Origin of the sequence: Arthrobacter sp. NPDC092385, from assembly GCF_044755105.1 — a bacterium.
GTDB lineage: Bacteria > Actinomycetota > Actinomycetes > Actinomycetales > Micrococcaceae > Arthrobacter_D.
This window is the reverse complement of sequence record NZ_JBIVQL010000005.1, coordinates 156480-173243: the sequence shown is the minus strand read 5'-3', so window position 1 is coordinate 173243 and position 16764 is coordinate 156480. Positions and strand designations below refer to the sequence as shown.

General features: G+C 67.7%; 13 protein-coding genes. 8 read left to right on the top strand and 5 right to left on the bottom strand.

Translation table 11 applies throughout. The annotated features are described in order from the left end of the window. Nucleotides 1-19: 19 nt before the first annotated feature. On the bottom strand, nucleotides 20-1267 hold the full coding sequence (gene mshA, locus ACIQCY_RS08530; protein ID WP_400483463.1) for a D-inositol-3-phosphate glycosyltransferase: 1248 nt from the start codon (nucleotides 1265-1267) through the stop codon (nucleotides 20-22). A gap of 89 nt (nucleotides 1268-1356) precedes the next feature. Beyond that, nucleotides 1357-1719, bottom strand: a complete 363-nt coding sequence (locus ACIQCY_RS08525) for a MerR family transcriptional regulator (RefSeq protein ID WP_400483571.1) — start codon at nucleotides 1717-1719, stop codon at nucleotides 1357-1359. A gap of 283 nt (nucleotides 1720-2002) precedes the next feature. On the opposite strand from ACIQCY_RS08525, the gene ACIQCY_RS08520 reads away from it, so the two are divergent. The 3 genes from ACIQCY_RS08520 (at nucleotide 2003) to ACIQCY_RS08510 (ending at nucleotide 6258) form a co-directional block, all read left to right on the top strand. Next, nucleotides 2003-3526, top strand: a complete 1524-nt coding sequence (locus ACIQCY_RS08520) for a SulP family inorganic anion transporter (protein WP_400483462.1) — start codon at nucleotides 2003-2005, stop codon at nucleotides 3524-3526. Nucleotides 3527-3724: 198 nt separating this feature from the next. Further along, nucleotides 3725-4639 (top strand): ATP-binding cassette domain-containing protein, encoded by a 915-nt coding sequence (locus tag ACIQCY_RS08515; RefSeq protein ID WP_400483461.1) that lies wholly within the window; start codon nucleotides 3725-3727, stop codon nucleotides 4637-4639. Beyond that, nucleotides 4639-6258 (top strand): ABC transporter permease, encoded by a 1620-nt coding sequence (locus tag ACIQCY_RS08510; RefSeq protein WP_400483460.1) that lies wholly within the window; start codon nucleotides 4639-4641, stop codon nucleotides 6256-6258. The genes ACIQCY_RS08515 and ACIQCY_RS08510 overlap by 1 nt, the downstream gene beginning before the upstream one ends. Before the next feature lie 116 nt (nucleotides 6259-6374). Here ACIQCY_RS08510 and ACIQCY_RS08505 read toward each other — a convergent pair whose 3' ends face one another. The 3 genes from ACIQCY_RS08505 to ACIQCY_RS08495 form a co-directional block, all read right to left on the bottom strand. After that, nucleotides 6375-6608 carry a hypothetical protein gene (locus ACIQCY_RS08505; protein WP_400483459.1) on the bottom strand — a complete coding sequence of 78 codons (234 nt, stop codon included), beginning with the start codon at nucleotides 6606-6608 and terminating at the stop codon, nucleotides 6375-6377. A 508-nt stretch (nucleotides 6609-7116) separates the two neighbouring features. Further along, on the bottom strand, nucleotides 7117-7767 hold the full coding sequence (locus tag ACIQCY_RS08500) for a histidine phosphatase family protein (RefSeq protein WP_400483458.1): 651 nt from the start codon (nucleotides 7765-7767) through the stop codon (nucleotides 7117-7119). Further along, complete coding sequence (locus ACIQCY_RS08495; protein ID WP_400483457.1) at nucleotides 7764-9209, bottom strand: CCA tRNA nucleotidyltransferase; 1446 nt, start codon at nucleotides 9207-9209, stop codon at nucleotides 7764-7766. Before ACIQCY_RS08495 ends, ACIQCY_RS08500 begins: the two co-directional genes overlap by 4 nt. A 192-nt stretch (nucleotides 9210-9401) precedes the next feature. On the opposite strand from ACIQCY_RS08495, the gene ACIQCY_RS08490 reads away from it, so the two are divergent. The 5 genes from ACIQCY_RS08490 (at nucleotide 9402) to trxA (ending at nucleotide 14888) form a co-directional block, all read left to right on the top strand. Beyond that, nucleotides 9402-9881, top strand: a complete 480-nt coding sequence (locus tag ACIQCY_RS08490) for an NUDIX hydrolase (RefSeq protein ID WP_400483456.1) — start codon at nucleotides 9402-9404, stop codon at nucleotides 9879-9881. A 59-nt stretch (nucleotides 9882-9940) separates the two neighbouring features. After that, on the top strand, nucleotides 9941-11668 hold the full coding sequence (gene murJ, locus ACIQCY_RS08485) for a murein biosynthesis integral membrane protein MurJ (protein WP_400483455.1): 1728 nt from the start codon (nucleotides 9941-9943) through the stop codon (nucleotides 11666-11668). A 73-nt stretch (nucleotides 11669-11741) separates the two neighbouring features. Next, entirely contained in the window at nucleotides 11742-13316 is a 1575-nt protein-coding gene (locus ACIQCY_RS08480; RefSeq protein ID WP_400483454.1) for an ABC transporter substrate-binding protein, read from the top strand. A gap of 227 nt (nucleotides 13317-13543) precedes the next feature. Then, complete coding sequence (gene trxB / locus ACIQCY_RS08475) at nucleotides 13544-14536, top strand: thioredoxin-disulfide reductase (protein ID WP_400483570.1); 993 nt, start codon at nucleotides 13544-13546, stop codon at nucleotides 14534-14536. Nucleotides 14537-14561: 25 nt separating this feature from the next. After that, nucleotides 14562-14888 (top strand): thioredoxin, encoded by a 327-nt coding sequence (gene trxA / locus ACIQCY_RS08470; protein ID WP_400483453.1) that lies wholly within the window; start codon nucleotides 14562-14564, stop codon nucleotides 14886-14888. The last annotated feature ends 1876 nt before the right edge of the window (nucleotides 14889-16764 follow it).

The following is a 16764-nucleotide window of genomic DNA, read 5'->3' as shown; positions in this document are numbered from 1 at the left end:
GGGGGCGGGATTCGCTGCTTCAGCGCGCGGTGGCCGCAGGGAAACGCTCGACGGCGGTGCGGTAGGTCTGCGCTGTCAGCAGTGCGGTGCGCTGCCACCCGAAGGCGAGGGCGTGGCTCGCAGCCCCGCGCCCGAGGGCGTCACGCAGGGACGACTCGTCGTGGAGGCGTTCCAGGGCGTCCGCCCACTGCGCCGCCGAGTGGCCGTCGACGAGCAGGCCGCTGCGCCCGTCGCTGACGGCCTGCGGGAGTCCGCCCACATTGGCCGCGACGACGGGCGTGCCGCACGCCTGCGCCTCCAGCGCCACGAGGCCGAAGGATTCGCTGAAGGACGGCATGGCAACGACGTCGGCCGAGCGGAACCACTGGGCGAGGTGCGCAGCCGTGACAGGCGGGTAGAGCCTGATGTCGTCGGCGAGGCCGGCGCCCTCGATGAGGGGCTGGAGCGCGAGCGCCTCGGACCCGCTGCCCGAACCGAGGATGCTCACGGCGAGCGGGATGTCCGGCCGACGACGGCGGAGCTCGGCGGCCGCCGCCACCAGGACCTGCGGTCCCTTGAGCTTCTGGATCCTGCCGGCGAACACCACGTGGAACTGGTGGGGAGCAAAGGCGAGGGCAGCACGTGCGGCACCCCGGTCGCCCGGATGGAAGGTCGAGAGATCGACGCCGGGGGCCACCACATCGATCCTGTCGGGCGCGGCGCCGTAGAGCGACACGAGTTCCGAAGCCTCCGTACTCGTGTTCGCGATGAGGCGCGCTGCTCCCGAGACGATGTCCTGTTCTCCCGCGATCCTGTCGGCCGGCTCCCGGGCACCGAGCGCCTTCATACGCAGGTTCTTGACCTTGGCCATCGTGTGCATGGAGTGGACGAGGGGCAGGTTCATCTCCCTGCTGAGCGTGAGGCCCACGGCCCCGGACACCCAGTAGTGGGAGTGCAGGACATCGAAGTGGCCGTCGGCGAGAAGGTCTGCGACGTCGGTGATCGCGCCGGCGAACGTGGACGCCAGGCCTGGAAGCGCTTCCTTCGGGATGCGCCGCCGGGGGCCGGCGTCGAGGTGGTGGACCACCACGCCGTCCCCCAGCACCTCACGGCGCGGACGACCCTCGCCGGTTTCGCGGGTGAAGATCTCCACCTCGATGCCGACCGCTGCCAGCTCGAGCGCGGTGCTCCTGACGTAGACGTTCATTCCACCGGCATCGCCCCTGCCGGGCTGTTCGAGTGGAGAGGTGTGCAGGGACAGCATGGCTACCCGCCTGACGCCGGACACGCCCTCTCCTTTCCGACCGGCTGTGGGGAAGGGGCCGGTCGAGTGACCCTCACGACCCTATAACGCGCCGTCCGCGCCCCTCATTCCGGTCAGAAGCGGGTGAGGACGTCGATGAACTCGTCGGCACGGGCAAGCGTCTCCACCATCTTCGCGCGCCGCTCCACCGCGGTGTCCCGGAAGACGGCCAGGCGTGCTCGGAGCTCATCGGTGGCAGCCTGATCCTCTTCCTGCTGCAGGGCGTCCAGGACTCCGAGGAGGTCCGTCATCTCCTCCAGCGAGAACCCCAGCGGCTTCATCCGGCGGATCACCATCAGACGCTCGAGATCGGTTTCCGTGTAGACGCGGAAGCCGCCCTCAGTCCGGGACGTCGCGGGCAGGATGCCCACCTCGTCGTAGTGCCGGATGGTCCGCAGGGACAGACCCGTGCGCTCGGCGAGCTCGCCGATGTGCATGGTGCGCGACCGGCCGTCTTCCCCACGAACACCCGCGCCTGCCTTCTCGTCGGTCGCGCCAGGGTGCTGCGCGGCCGGCTCGGCGACCTCCGCTGATGCATCGCTCATCGCTGCTCCACTTCCCATCCCAGCTACAACCTCACGTAACGTCAGAGTAGAGTTCAACCGTTACTGCGGGTTCCCGCGGTTCTTCTGTACACCGGCGTACAGCCTAGCTTCCCGTTCCACACGGCGGATCAGCTCCTCCCGCCGCCCTGTACTCCCACGCACGAAGGAACCCACCATGTCCGCAGCCGCACCAGCCGCGACTCCAGAGCTCACCCCGGTCGAACGCCAATCCGTCGCCCGGACGCTGAAGAACCCCCGGCTCCTGAAGACCGAGGTCCTCGCCGGGCTCGTCGTCGCCCTCGCCCTGATCCCCGAAGCCATCGCGTTCTCGATCATCGCCGGCGTCGACCCACGGCTCGGACTGTTCGCCTCGTTCACGATGGCGGTGTCCATCGCGTTCCTCGGCGGGCGCCCTGCGATGATCTCCGCCGCGACCGGGGCCGTCGCCCTGGTCATCGCACCCCTCGTCGCCAGCCACGGCGTCGACTACTTCATAGCCGCCGTCATCCTCGGCGGCGCCTTCCAGGTGATCCTCGGCGTCGCCGGCGTCGCACGGCTCATGCGGTTCATCCCCCGCTCCGTCATGGTGGGCTTCGTCAACGCCCTGGCCATCCTGATCTTCCTGTCCCAGGTGCCCGAGCTCATCGATGTCCCCTGGCCCGTGTACCCGATGGTCGCCGTGGGCCTGGCCATCGTCTTCGGCCTGCCCCGCCTCACCAAGGCCGTCCCGGCACCCCTGGTCGCCATCGTGGTCCTGACAGTGTTCGCGGTCCTCGCGAATGTGCTGGTGCCCACCGTCGGGGACAAGGGAGAGCTTCCCGAGTCCCTGCCGTCCCTGTTCCTCCCCGACATCCCCCTGAATCTCGAGACGCTGCGGATCATCGCGCCCTTCGCCCTCGCCCTGGCCGCCGTCGGACTCCTCGAATCCCTCATGACAGCCAAGCTCGTGGACGACATCACCGACACCCGCTCGAACAAGACGCGCGAGTCCTGGGGCCAGGGGGCCGCGAACATCATCACCGGATTCTTCGGTGGCATGGGCGGCTGCGCGATGATCGGCCAGACCATGATCAACGTGAAGGCCTCCGGAGCGCGCACGCGCATCTCGACGTTCCTCGCCGGCCTCTTCCTGCTCATCCTCGTCGTCGCCCTCGGCGACGTCGTCGCCCTCATCCCGATGGCGGCCCTCGTCGCCGTGATGATCTTCGTCTCGATCGCCACCTTCGACTGGCACAGCATCCAGCCGGCCACCCTCAGGCGCATGCCGAAGAGCGAGACCACCGTCATGCTCGCCACCGTCATCGTGACCGTCTGGACCCACAACCTCGCCATCGGCGTCGGCGTCGGTGTCCTGGTCGCGATGGTCGCCTTCGCACGCCGCGTCGCCCACTTCGTCACCGTCGAACGCACAGAGGAAACGGTGAACGGCGACCGCCACGCCATCTACACCGTGAACGGCGAACTGTTCTTCGCGTCCTCCAACGACCTCTACACGCAGTTCGACTACGCCACCGACCCGCACCGGGTCACGATCGACCTGCACGGCTCGCACCTGTGGGACGCGTCCACCATCGCAGCCCTCGACGCCATCCAGGAGAAGTACCGCACCCATGGCACCGACGTGAACATCGTCGGACTCAACGAGGCATCCGCCGGCATGCGCGAGCGCCTCGGCGGGAAGCTCGGCGCAGGCCACTGACCTCGGGATGCCGATGAGCGCGGTCCCGGCATGTGAACAAGGGATTCTCGGCCGTCGGCGGCCGCTCTTCCCCGACCGGTCGGTCCGGACGTAGGGTGTGAGCGGAGAGCCGGGAAGCCTGGTCGGCCTGCGGGTCTTGTGCCCGTGGAACGCCGTGGCGGCCGCCTCGGCGGTCGGTCCGAGAGAATGGTACCCGCCATGGCATCAGCGCCAGCATCACATCCGATCATCGACACCACCGGTCTCGTGAAGGCTTTCGGCAGGATCCGTGCCCTGGACCGCCTGGATCTGCGTGTCGAAGAGGGCGAGGTCCACGGCTTCCTCGGGCCGAACGGGGCCGGTAAATCGACGGCACTGCGAATACTCCTCGGCCTCATCCGCGCGACCTCCGGAACGGCCCGCGTGTTCGGGCTGGACCCCTGGCGGGACCCCGTCCGTGCCCACCGGGACATCGCCTATGTACCAGGGGATGTGAGCCTGTGGCCGAACCTCTCCGGCGGGGAAGTCATCGACCTGCTCACCGGGCTGCGCGGGGGTGCTGATGAGCGGTTGCGCAGGGAACTGATCGATGAGTTCGACCTGGATCCGCGGCGCAAGGCCCGGACCTACTCGAAAGGCAACCGGCAGAAGGTCGCCCTGATCGCTGCATTCGCCCGCCCCGCCCGGCTGTACCTGCTCGATGAGCCCAGCTCCGGCCTGGACCCGTTGATGGAACTGGTGTTCCGGCGGCAGGTCCAGCGTGTCAGCGCTGCCGGTGCCACGGTGCTGCTCTCCAGCCATATCCTCAGCGAGGTCGAGCATCTCTGCGGCAGGGTGACGATCATCCGCTCCGGCAGGGCCGTGGAGACCGGCGCCCTGGCCGAGCTGCGGCATCTGAAACTGACCCACTTCAGGGTCGAGGGGCCCGGGGCCGCAAAGCTGGCAGGCCTGCCCGGGCTGTATGGCGTGCTGGCCGAAGGGGACGTGGCGGAGTTCGACGTGCATCCCGCCGATCTCCCACAGGTGCTGGAAGAGGCTGCAACCGCCGGGATCAGTGGGTTGAGTGTGTCTCCGCCGTCGCTGGAGTCCCTGTTCCTCAGCCACTACGACGACCCCACCGGCCAGGTGCCCTGATGTCCGGGATCGTGGGCCTGGTGCTGGCCCACGTTCGAAGGGAACGGGTCGTCCTGCCCGTCTGGATCCTGTGTATCGCCCTCCTCGGGTTCGTCGTGGCCCGTGCCGTGGCCACGGAGTTCGCGGACGAGTCGGCGCGGGTGGCGATCATCACCGTGGCGGCGGCGAGCCCGGCATTCCTGTTCATCCGCGGCGTGCCCGACGGCACCGGCATCGGGCAGGTCGTGTTCTTCCAGGGATATGCCTTCACCGCGGTGCTCGCAGCGCTGATGAGCACGTTCTTCGTGATCCGCAACACCCGTACCGATGAGGAGCTCGGACGCGCAGAGCTCGTGGGTTCCCTGCCGGTGCGGCGGGCCGGCCCACTGGTGGCAACCCTGACGCTCGGGGTCGCTGCGAACCTCGTGTTGGCGTTGTGCGTGGCTGCGGGGTTCATCGCCGCCGGGCTGCCTGGGTCTGGGGCCCTCACCGCAGGGGCAGCAGTCGGCGCGGTCGGGGTCTTCTTCGTGGCCACCGCAGCGGCCGTAGCGCAGGTGATGCCCTCAGGGCGGTCTGCCAACGGTGCCGCTGCGGGCCTGGTCGGGGTGAGTTACCTGCTGCGCGGCATCGGTGATGCCTCCGGCACCCCGAACGCCGATCTGACCCAGGTGGCGAGCGGGTGGCTCTCCCTGCTGTCGCCTCTCGGCTGGGGCCAGCGTGCCCGGCCCTTCTCGGTCGCCGATCCCGCGCCCCTCCTGGGCCTGACGGCAGCCGCAGCAATCATCGCCGTGGCCGTCGTCGTGCTGAGGGGACGCAGGGACCTGGGTGCCAGCCTGCTCCCGGACCGCACAGGCCGGGAACGCGCAGGCGCCGCCGGTGCCTCCTTGCTGGGTCTTGCCTGGCACCAGCAACGGGCTACCCTGACCGGCTGGTGTGTCGCCGCGGCACTGCTCGGAGGGACCGCCGGTGGTCTCGCGCCCGTTGTCACCACCGCCATCGACGGCAACGAGTCGCTCAGCCGGTTGATCGCGCGGCTCGTCCCGGGCAGCCAGGCGGAGATCATCGACGTGTTCACCGCGGCCCTGCTCGGCATCGCGGGGGTCCTGGCCGCAGCCGCCGGCATCCAGGCGGTCCTGCGGCTCCGGGCGGAGGAAACAGAAGGCCGGGCCGAACTCCTCCTGGCCACGCCCCGCTCACGGGCACGGTGGCTGAGTGCGAACCTGGCCCTGGCCGCGGCCTCGGTGGTCCTCGTGGCGCTCGTCTCCGGGACCGCTGCAGCCATCGGTCTGGCCCTCTCCGGCGCAGCGGACGGCTCGTCGTGGTACCTGGTGGCTGCCGGGCTGGCGCACGTCCCGGCCGCCGTCGTGTTCGTCGCGGAAGCGACGCTGCTCTTCTCTGCGGCACCGAGGGTGTGCATTCCCGTGGGGTGGGGAATCCTCGCAGGAGGGCTGGTGCTCGGCCAGTTCGGCGACCTGCTGCGCCTGCCCGCCTGGCTACAGGATCTGAGCCCGTTCCGTCACTCCGCGGCAATGCCGGTCGAGGCCTTCGATCCCGCAGCCGCCCTCACGATGACGGTGATCGCCCTCGTCGGAGCAGGGGTCGGCGCCTATCTGCTCGGCCGCCGCGACCTCACGCCATGACGGTATCCCCTACCTCGGCGCCTCGGAGGATCCGATGCACCTGCACCAGGGCGTCCCAGGTGCAGGTGACAGGAGTGGTCGCGGGGGCCGGGAGTCGGTCGTCGGCTCCTGTCCGGTCACTTGATGTGCATGGTGTGTTGGGGAAGCGTGAAGCGATGGGCTTCGTCCCACGGCCCGCGGGACTGGCTGGACAGGATCCGTCCCAGGAGCGAGGCATGCCGCCGCCACCTCCGCAGCATGAGCTGCACTTCTTTCCGGTGGTGGAAACCGGGCATCGGCGCTGCCGGGACACCCGGCAGCTCCGATACCGGACCTGCGCCGTGCGAGAGCGGGGTCAAAGATCCGCTCATGATGAATTCACCGCGAGGAGGACGAGCGGGCTGCGAGGAATGCACTGGCGGAGCCGGTGTGTCGACTAATTGGGCAGGAATAGGCCGGGAATTGGGCATGACTGGCTTTCATGGGTGAAGAAAGGCCGGGAATCGCCAGGAGATGGCAGTGCCGGAAAGGGAGAAGACGAGGAAGCCGCGCACGGGAACGGGCTATGCGGAGATGGGCCGGCTACTGCCGGTGCGCCGACTTCCTAGTGCGTACGGACAACGAAGGCGGGATTGGTGCCGCGGGCAAAGGCTCCGCTGAGCATGATATTCACAATCTCCACCTCCATCTCGTCGAGTGCACTTATGGGCGTACGGCCGGTGCGTCCCCCGATATTCGAGTTGGGAAGACCCAATGGCTTATGTGCAAAGCTACCGCATGAAATACGTATCGCATAGCCCACTGCACGAATTCATGAATGTCTGTCTGCGGAAGGCGGAATTGCTGTCGAGCCGCAGTCGGATCCCGGCCCGAGGCCGACTAGAGGTTCCAGTGCACGATGGCCGGTGTGCGCTTGTCCCAACCGAGGGCACAGACCGCCGCTGTGCCGAGCACGAAGTGACGGCCCTCGATGCCACCGAACTGCAGCCACCGGGCCGCGACGATCCGGAGGAAGTGTCCGTGCGCCACGAGCAGGGCGTTCTCGACGGGCGTCGCTCCCGGATCCCGGTCCGCGGGCGTGCCACAGCCCGCCTGGACCCGTGCGATGACCCGGTCCGCGCGCTCCGAGACCTGGTCGAGCGTCTCCCCGTTCGGGGCGCCGTCGTTCCAGATCAGGTAGCCGGGGTTCTCCTCGCGCACCGCTGCACTGTTGCGGCCCTCGTTGTCGCCGTAGTCCCACTCGTGCGCATACGGCAGCACCTCGGCATCGGGAAAGCCGGCGAGCTCGGCCGTGCGCACCGCGCGCTGCAGCGGCGAGGTCACCACCAGGCCGAAATCGACGCCCTCGAGTTGCCCACGGGCGGCGAGCGCCTGTTCCTCCCCGTGCTGCGTCAGCGGGAGGTCCGTCAATCCCGTGTAGCGCCCGTCCCTCGACCACTCCGTCTCGCCGTGCCGCAGGAGCCACAGTTTCGGCAGTGGGGTGCCCGCGGGAGTGAGATCCGGTGCCGCGGCGCCTGTCATGGGCTTCATGCTGTGCTCTCCTGTGATTCGGGCTGCTCGTTCCACCACTGGCGGAGCTTGGTCTCGGCATCCTCGGGCTCGTGCGGGCCGTGCTCCATCCGTTCCTCGAGGAGGAAGCGGTACGCGCGCCCCACCACGGGGCCGGGCCGGATCCCGAGCAGCGCCATGATCTGCTCCCCATCCAGGTCCGGCCGGATCGAGTCCAGTTCCTCCTGCTCCGCGAGCGTCGCGATCCTCGCCTCGAGGTCGTCGTAGGCGAAAGCGAGGCGCTCGGCCTTCCTGCGGTTCCGGGTGGTCACGTCGGAGCGCGTGAGGCGATGCAGCCGCTCGAGGAGGGGGCCGGCGTCGTTCACGTACCGCCGCACCGCCGAGTCGCTCCAGCCGGCTTCGCCGTAGCCGTAGAACCGCATGTGCAGCTCCACGAGCCGCGCGACGGCCTTGATGGTGTCGTTGTCGAACCGCAGGGCACGCAGCCTCTTGGTCACCAGCTTCGCGCCGACCGCGTCGTGGTGCCGGAAGCTCACGGCGCCACCGGGCTCGAACTTCCGCGTGGCGGGCTTGCCGACGTCGTGCAGGAGCGCGGCGAGGCGCAGGACGACGTCGGGCCCCGGCACCGGCCCGTCGTCGTCGCTCTCGAGGGAGCAGGCCTGGCGCAGCACCGTCAGCGAGTGCTGGTAGACGTCCTTGTGGCGATGGTGCTCGTCCGTCTCGAGACGCAGCGCCGACACTTCCGGCAGCACGTGCTCGGCGAGCCCGGTGTCCACCATGAGGTCGATCCCGGCGTCGGGCGCCTTGCCCTGGATGAGCTTGACCAGCTCGTCGCGTACGCGTTCCGCGGAGATGATCGAGATCCGCTCGGCCATGGACACCATTGCCTCGGACACCTCGGGGGCGACCGTCACGCCGAGCTGGGAGACGAAACGCGCGGCGCGCATCATGCGCAGCGGGTCGTCGGAGAAGGACGACGACGGCGTTCCGGGCGTGCGGAGGAGACCCGCGTGCAGGTCCCCCACACCGCCGAACAGGTCGACGAGTTCGAGCGATGGAAGCCTCAGCGCCATGGCGTTGATGGTGAAGTCACGACGCAGGAGGTCGTTCTCGAGGCTCGACCCGAAGGCGACCGCCGGCTTCCGGGAGGCGGGGTCGTAGGCCTCCGCGCGGTACGTGGTGATCTCGATCTGGAAGCCGTCCTTGCGCAGCCCGATCGTCCCGAAAGCCCGCCCGATCTCCCAGTACGCGTCCGCCCAGCGTCTGATGACGGCGAGGATCTGGTCCGGATCGGCATCCGTGGTGAAGTCGAGGTCGGGTGATGCCCTGCCGAGGAACAGGTCGCGCACCGGCCCGCCGACGAGGGAGAGCTCGTGGCCGGCAGCATCGAAGAGCTCGCCGACCTCGAGGACCACGGGAGGCAGGGGTGCGGTAAGGGTCGAGGTGTCCAGCAGGTGCGACATAGTCCCTTAAGGGTGCCAGATCGGCCCCCTTTTCCCACACCGCGGGGGCCTCCGCTGATGCCGGGAGGGATGCTGTAGGGGTGGGCGGGCAACGGGCCGCGCCGTCATCGCCCCTCCTTAAAGATCGTTAGAGTGGTCTGCATGGACCGACCCGTTCCAAGTGCTCCTAAGCGCACCCCGCTGACAGTGTCAATGGGAACCACGGGTATGCCTGCCGTGCAGCACCAGCTGCCCACGGTGGAGGAGGTGTCGGCCGGCGGGATCGTCGTGGACACCACGAAGGAGACGCTCGACGTCGCCATCATCGCCCGCCTGAACCGCGGGGGTCGGCTGGAGTGGTGCCTGCCGAAGGGCCACCCGGAAGGCGTGGAGAACAGCGAGGAAGCGGCTGTCCGCGAGATCGCGGAGGAGACCGGCATCGAGGGCAGGATCGTCTCGGCCCTGGGCAGCATCGACTACTGGTTCACCGTCAGCGGCCATCGGGTGCACAAGACCGTCCATCACTTCCTGCTGATCGCGACCGGCGGTTATCTCACCATCGAGAACGATCCGGACCATGAAGCCGTCGATGTCGCGTGGGTTCCCCTGCAGGAACTGGGGCGGCGCCTGTCCTTCCCCAATGAACGGCGCATCGCCGACCTCGCCCGCGAGGTCCTGCCCGAGCATCTCTGAACCGCCGCGCGTGCCCCCGCGAACGCCGTCGTCCTCTCCTGGTGAGACGATGGATGACGATGTCTGACACGAACACCGCCTCGATTCCCCTGCAGGACGCCGGACGGCCTGCCCGCGACGAGCCCTCGGCCGCGCAGGATTCCTCCACTGCCCGGTCGAGCGCCATCATGGCCGCCGGCACCCTCGTCTCGCGGATCCTCGGCCTCGCCCGCGTTGCCCTCCTCGCCACGGCGATCGGGGCCGCGGGACAGGTGTCGGACCTCTTCACCTCGGCCAACAACCTGCCGAACTTCCTCTACCTGATGCTCGCCGGCGGCGTCTTCAACGCCGTCCTGGTGCCCCAGATCATCCGGGCCAGCAGGCTCCCGGACCGGGGGGCGGACTACGTCAGCCGGCTCCTCACCCTCGCGGCCGCAGCCCTGCTCGTCCTGACCGTGCTCGTGACTCTCGCCGCGCCGGTCATCGTCGGCCTGACGACGAGTTTCACGGGCGCGAACCTCGCCCTCACCACGGCGTTCGCCTACTGGTGCCTGCCGCAGATCTTCTTCTACGGGATGTACGCGGTGACGGGGCAGATCCTCAACGCCAACGGATCCTTCGGACCGTACATGTGGGCGCCGGTCGTCAACAACATCGTGTCGATCGCCTTCCTGGTGGTCTTCATCCTGCTCATGGGCAGCGAGCAGGTGGAACGGCACACACCGGGCACGTGGACGACGGCGCAGACCGTGCTCCTGGCCGGTGGGACCACCGTCGGCATCGTCATCCAGGCCCTCGTGCTGTTCATCCCCCTGAAGCGCCTGAACCTCGGGCTGAAGCCGATGTTCGGCATCCGGGGAACAGGGCTCGGCCGCACGGGCAAGCTCGCGTCCGTCACGATCGTGACGATGCTGATCGGCAACGGGCTGTACCTCGTGAACCAGCGCATCGCCACCATCGCCTCCGACGCCCGGCCGCGGCTGCTGGCACAGGACCCGCCCGTGCAGATCGCCGGCTCGACGAACCTCGAGTTCGGCGCCATGGTCTACCAGCTGCCGCACTCCGTCATCGCGTTGTCCCTGGCCACCGTGATGTTCAACCAGCTCTCGTCGGCTCACGCCGACGGCGACCTGCCGACAGTTCGGGCCACCCTCTCACGGGGCCTGCGCATCATCGGCGTCGCGACGGTCTTCGGTGCAGCCGTCCTGCTCGCGTTCGCCGGTCCCCTCGGGATGCTGTTCAGCGAATCACCCGAGAGCGCCGCCATCAACGGGGTCATCATCGCGATACTCGCCGTGGGAGCCCCGTTCCTGAGCGCGAACTTCTTCCTGAACCGCGTGTTCTACGCGAGCGAGGACGTGAAGACCCCGCTCAAGATCCAGCTGATCCTGTCCGTCGTCGGCGTCGTCCTCGCACTCACCGCCGGGATGTTCGATCCCCGGCTCATCGTGCCCATGCTGGCCGTCGCCTACTCGCTCGGCAACGCGATCGCCGTCGTCGTCAGCCATGTCTTCCTGACGCGGAAGATCGGGTCCTACGGTGCAGGGCACGTCTTCGACGTCCACGTGAAGCTCACCCTCGCCGGCATCCTCGCAGCAGTCGTCGGAACGGCGCTCTGCTGGGCCTTCGGCGGCTACGACGCCGCAGGCTTCCTCTGGCAGTCCAAACTCAACGCCGTCGTCGTGCTGGTGATCGGCGGGCTCGTCATGACGGCGGTCTACCTGGGCATGCTGAAGCTGCTCCGAATCACCGAATTGGACGAGTTCCTGGGGCCCCTCCTCGCGAGATTCCGCCGGAGTGGCGCCTGACGTACCCGCCCGGGAATGGGTCGACCGACCGGTAGCATGGGTAGAAATCAGCCATGGTCTCCGGGAGGAACACGTGCCAGAAGCAGTAGACGTCGGTTCAGTGCTGGGCGGCCGGTACAAGGTGACCGCCTACGTGCTGGCATCTGCTGAGAAGGACCTCGTGCTCGACGGCGTCGACCAGGTGCTCAACCGGCCCGTCAGCATCCTCGTCGCGTCGGCCGGCAATGCCTCCCAGGTCGCCACGAGTGCCCGTGAACTCGCAACCGGTGACAGGAGCGAGAACATCCAGGTCCTCGACCTCGGTATCACCGAGTCCGGCACCTACCTGGTGACCAACAGGACTCCCGCGGCCGACATGCTGGACCTGATCGTCCAGCAGGATTCCCCGGCGCAGGAGGCCCCGTACGTCGAGCCGTTCTTCACGGACACGCTCGGCTCGGAGATCTTCGGCCGGCCGCGCTCCACGGAGCCGGAGACGTACGACGACCATGACGAGGACGAGTACGAGGAGTACGACGCCGGTCAGCAGGGCCGGCGGCAGCCACGCTTCTCGGGCCTCACGCGGCGATTCGGCCGGAACGGATCAGACGACTCCCGCCAGGAGGACACTTCCGATCTGCCCCCGGTTCCCGCAGAACCCGAGCCAGAGCGTCGGCAGACCCAGCACCTCGTTCCTCCACCCCCCACCCAGAGGCCGGGCGGAGCGTCGGCCGCTCCCGTCGGGTCCCGCGAGGACCGGCACAAGCAGGACGACGACGGCCACCAGCACCGGGCGGCAGCCGTTGCAGGTGCCGGTGCAGCCGGGGTGGCCGGCGCCGCGGCCGCCGCAGCCTCCCGGCAGCCCGGAAGGGCCGCGTCACGTTTCCCGCTGTCCGGGTTGCGGGATGATCCGGACAGCTACGACGACGACGACCACCCGGACGGGTCGGGCACGTCGGACGGCCATGACGGACGCACGGACGACGACGACGACAATCGCGGCCGGAAGTTCACCCGCGTCCTCGTCGGCGTGGTGCTCACCATCGTCCTCGTGGTCGCCGTCGTGCTGGCAGCGACGCAGATCGGCTCCATCTTCGGTGGAACGAATGTGGCCGACGAACCCGTCGGACAGACCACCAGCAGCGCTGCGACCGAAGACGCGACGGCGCCTGCCACGCCGACGGCCGCACCGACACCTGACGCCGTCGCGCCCGTCGTCTCAGGTGTCACCCGCCTGGTGCCGGACAATCCAGGGCTCGATGCGGCCAACGACGTGAACCTGCCCCTCGTTACCGACGGCAATCCCGCGACCTTCTGGGGCAACCAGGTCTACGCCAGCGACACGTTCGGTGGTCTTGCCACCAACCTCGCCCTGGTCGTCGAGCTCGAGCAGGAATCCACGATCTCGCAGGTCTCCATCGCGCAGCTGAACGGCGCCGGCGGCAACTTCTCGGTACTCGTCAACGATGAGCGATCCCTGGAGGGCGCCGAGCAGATCGCACAGGGAGGATTCACGGCTCCCACGGTGACCCTTCCCATTCCCGACGGAGCCGACGTACCGACCACCGGCCGGTACGTCATCATCAACTTCACCCAGCTACCGCGGCTGTCCAACATCCAGGCGCAGTACCCCTTCGGCCTCCGGATCGCGGAGATCACGGTCAGCTGAGCCGGTGTGTGCCTACGCCTGTCGACCGGTCGGTCGGGCAGGCCCGGGCATCTCCTGCAGGCGGAATAACCACCCATGTGGTTCCGTTGAGGGAAGTGTCCGCTGATATGTCCGGCCGGGCAGTATCCGCGAATGAGAAGACAGAAAGGTCTTTCGAGAACGTGACAACCCAAACCGATGTCCAGTTGGACACGCCCACGGCAGACGGCTCCGGTAGCGAGCCGAAGATCCACGACGTCATCATCGTGGGCTCCGGGCCCTCCGGGTACACCGCGGCGGTCTACACGGCCCGCGCCAACCTCAAGCCCGTCATGATCGCGAGTTCGGTCAAGGCCGGCGGTGAGCTCATGAACACCACCGATGTCGAGAACTTCCCCGGCTTCCCCGAAGGCGTCATGGGTCCTGACCTCATGGAGCAGTTCGAAAAGCAGGCCCGCCGCTTCGGGACCGAGATCCTCTTCGAGGACGTCGTCGCCGCCGAGCTCGACGGCGGCATCAAGAAACTCACCATCGCCACCGGTGAGGAGTTCCTCGCGCGCGCCGTCATTATCTCGACCGGTTCCGAATACCGCGAGATCGGCCTCCATGACGAGAAGCGGCTTTCCGGGCACGGCGTGAGCTGGTGTGCGACGTGCGACGGGTTCTTCTTCCGTGACCAGGACATCGCCGTCGTCGGCGGTGGCGATTCCGCGATGGAAGAGGCGCTCTTCCTGACCAAGTTCGCGCGCTCGGTCACGGTGATCCACCGCCGCGACACCCTGCGTGCATCGAAGATCATGCAGGACCGCGCCTTCGCTCACGAGAAGATCCGCTTCCTGTGGAACTCGGAGGTGGTGGGCATCCACGGCGCCGAGAAGGTCACGGGCGTCAAGGTAGCCAGCACCGTCGACGGAACCACCACCGACATCGATGTCACAGGGATTTTCGTTGCTATTGGCAACGATCCCCGGGTCGACCTCGTCAAGGACCAGCTGGAACTCACCAGTGAGGGGACCATCGCCGTACAGGGCCGGACGTCCAAGACCTCGCTCCCCGGTGTCTTCGCAGCAGGCGACGTGATCGACCCCACCTACCGCCAGGCCATCACGGCCTCCGGAAGCGGCTGCGTCGCGGCCCTCGACGTGGAGCACTACCTCGCGGACACCGTGAGCGCTTCCCTGACGGCAGCACGGGTGCCGACGCCACCGGCCGAGGCAGTATCCGAATCAGCTTCCCTCTGACCGACCAACCACAAGGAGTATCGCCATGAGCAACGCAAAAGATGTGACGGACGCGTCATTCGACGCAGACGTCCTCAAGGCAAGCAAGCCAGTCATCGTCGATTTCTGGGCGGAATGGTGCGGGCCGTGCCGCATGCTGTCTCCGATCCTCGACGACATCGCGGCTGAGCACGCGGAGAAGGTCGACGTCGTGAAGGTGAACGTGGACGACAACCCCGCGATCGCCGCCAAGTACGGCATCACCTCGATTCCGGCGGTCTACGTCTTCCAGGGTGGCGAGGTCGCAACGACCTCCATCGGAGCCAAGCCCAAGCAGGTCCTGGAGCAGGAATTCGCCGCGTTCATCAACTAACTCCCACGTTGATGGAAGAAGGGCTCGTCGGTTCGCGACGAGCCCTTCTTCGCGTTCAGGGTGAACAGCAACGGCGAAGGCCCTCCGGTGCCCCGAACAGATCGGTCGCAGATCCATCGGAGGTGACCGCTGGGCGGAAGAACGCAGTAACGGCGCCGCCGGTCAGTAGAACCGATTAGGAACAGGTAGAACTGAGCAGGACTCTCCACCCCTGGCGCTCACTGGTGTCGGAGCTCACTGGCGTCAGCGGTCACCGGCTTCGCGCCGGTGGAACGAGCCGCGGACGTTGCCACCGTCCTTCCCGGTAGGCCGAGTGTGGGGAGTCTTCGTAGCGGGGTAGACCTGCCACCTACTCCTACCTGTTGTCGGCCCGGTCGCAGGAGCGGGCAGGAACCAGCACGCCCGCTGTGCCGGCAAGCCCGCGCGCGGTCTGCAGAAGGGACAGGCGAGCCGACCCGCTGACCTCGGCTCGTATTCTTCGGTTGGGAAGCTTTCGGACGGTCCTCCGACCGTTGGTGAGTTCTCGAACACGCCACGGGACGGTCGAAACTGTTGGGCATGTAATCTGCTCGACAGCGGTGGGCTTGGTTCCACGTGAAACCTGTCCGCCTCGGTGGACGAATAAACCTCCTTAAGTTGTATCCGTGATCCTCATTGTCGCTGTGTACGGCGACCGCTGAATGACTGGGCTACCTCTCCTGCTCACGACGGCGGCCGGTCTGCAGGAGGGAAGCCGTGCCCGCCCGCCGGACCCCATTCCTTGCGGCACGAGGCGATCCGAATCGGTAGGGTTCAGTCCGTGTGGCTCCTGATATTTGCGGGCCTCCCTGGGCGTCCGCGAGCCTGGCCAGCACCGGGTTCCCGTGAACCGCAGACAAGAGCGGCGCGACACTGTGCGAAAGCCTTCCGATCAGAATCAGCACGACAGCCCGCACTCGGTGAACGACTGTTTCACGTGGAACAGAGATCGAGAGTTCTGGGTCAAGGGCAGCAGGGGCCGGAGGGAAGGGGCGCGCAGGCCACTGCGAAGAACCTATCACTCGGCTGACACTTGTCCTCAGCTCTTTGGATAGACGCTCCAGTTCGGACGCGCCGGCCGGCCGACGGTCCACACGACTGCCGGTCGCAGATGTTCAAGTCGCACTCAACTGCTAAGGGCCTATAGCCTGCCAACGAGTGCCATCCTCTGACGGAACGAAGATGACCGTGTGCTGTCTACCGTAGGGGCGTCGCAGAGAGCCACCGAGCAGCCTTGCGGAGTCCTACGGGCATCGTGCGGACTTCCGCCCACCAGTACGCATCAGAACACGGGTGAGAGTGAGCCTCGCTTCGCCCGGGAAGCAACCCACCAAAAGGGCCGTGGCGAGTGCAGCGAAGATGGCGCAAGCCGGGCGATCCCTTCAGGCGCTCTGGGCTATGCCCAGTGAGTCCCATGGCACTCGCGCGGGTGCTGTTTCACGTGAAACGGGCACTTTGAGGGCGCTCTACGTGGCGGCACCCGCCCCGCCGGAGCCCCTCGTAGACCGGTTCGGCGCTGGGAGCAAAAGTACTCGGAGCGAGTGATCAGCGCTGCCGCGGCGCAGACCGGAACGCGTCTCCTCCTGGCAGGCGCTCCAGCTCCGCGCCGAAGCGGCAGTTCTGCGCACACGGGGGCGTCGCCCGTCCTCTGGAGCACACCGGCTACCCGCGACAAGCCAGGAGCGTCCAGTGCGCGAAGCGTGTGCCATCCTTCGACAGCGCAGCGGGGCCCTCCGTGAGGAAGCCGTTCGATACCCGACACCCGAGCGGCCCGCATACGGGCTCGTTCCGAGGACACAGCGCATGCTGCAACGGATCCAGGCGCGGTTATGAATCCGGTCGGGTTTCACGTGAAACC

Coding starts and splice junctions, on each gene's coding strand:
- ACIQCY_RS08525 (WP_400483571.1), bottom strand. CDS start 1,719: ATGCACATCGGCGAGCTCGCCGAGCGCACGGGTCTGTCCCTGCGGACC.
- ACIQCY_RS08520 (WP_400483462.1), top strand. CDS start 2,003: ATGTCCGCAGCCGCACCAGCCGCGACTCCAGAGCTCACCCCGGTCGAA.
- ACIQCY_RS08515 (WP_400483461.1), top strand. CDS start 3,725: ATGGCATCAGCGCCAGCATCACATCCGATCATCGACACCACCGGTCTC.
- ACIQCY_RS08510 (WP_400483460.1), top strand. CDS start 4,639: ATGTCCGGGATCGTGGGCCTGGTGCTGGCCCACGTTCGAAGGGAACGG.
- ACIQCY_RS08505 (WP_400483459.1), bottom strand. CDS start 6,608: ATGAGCGGATCTTTGACCCCGCTCTCGCACGGCGCAGGTCCGGTATCG.
- ACIQCY_RS08500 (WP_400483458.1), bottom strand. CDS start 7,767: ATGAAGCCCATGACAGGCGCCGCGGCACCGGATCTCACTCCCGCGGGC.
- ACIQCY_RS08495 (WP_400483457.1), bottom strand. CDS start 9,209: ATGTCGCACCTGCTGGACACCTCGACCCTTACCGCACCCCTGCCTCCC.
- ACIQCY_RS08490 (WP_400483456.1), top strand. CDS start 9,402: ATGGGAACCACGGGTATGCCTGCCGTGCAGCACCAGCTGCCCACGGTG.
- murJ (WP_400483455.1), top strand. CDS start 9,941: ATGTCTGACACGAACACCGCCTCGATTCCCCTGCAGGACGCCGGACGG.
- trxA (WP_400483453.1), top strand. CDS start 14,562: ATGAGCAACGCAAAAGATGTGACGGACGCGTCATTCGACGCAGACGTC.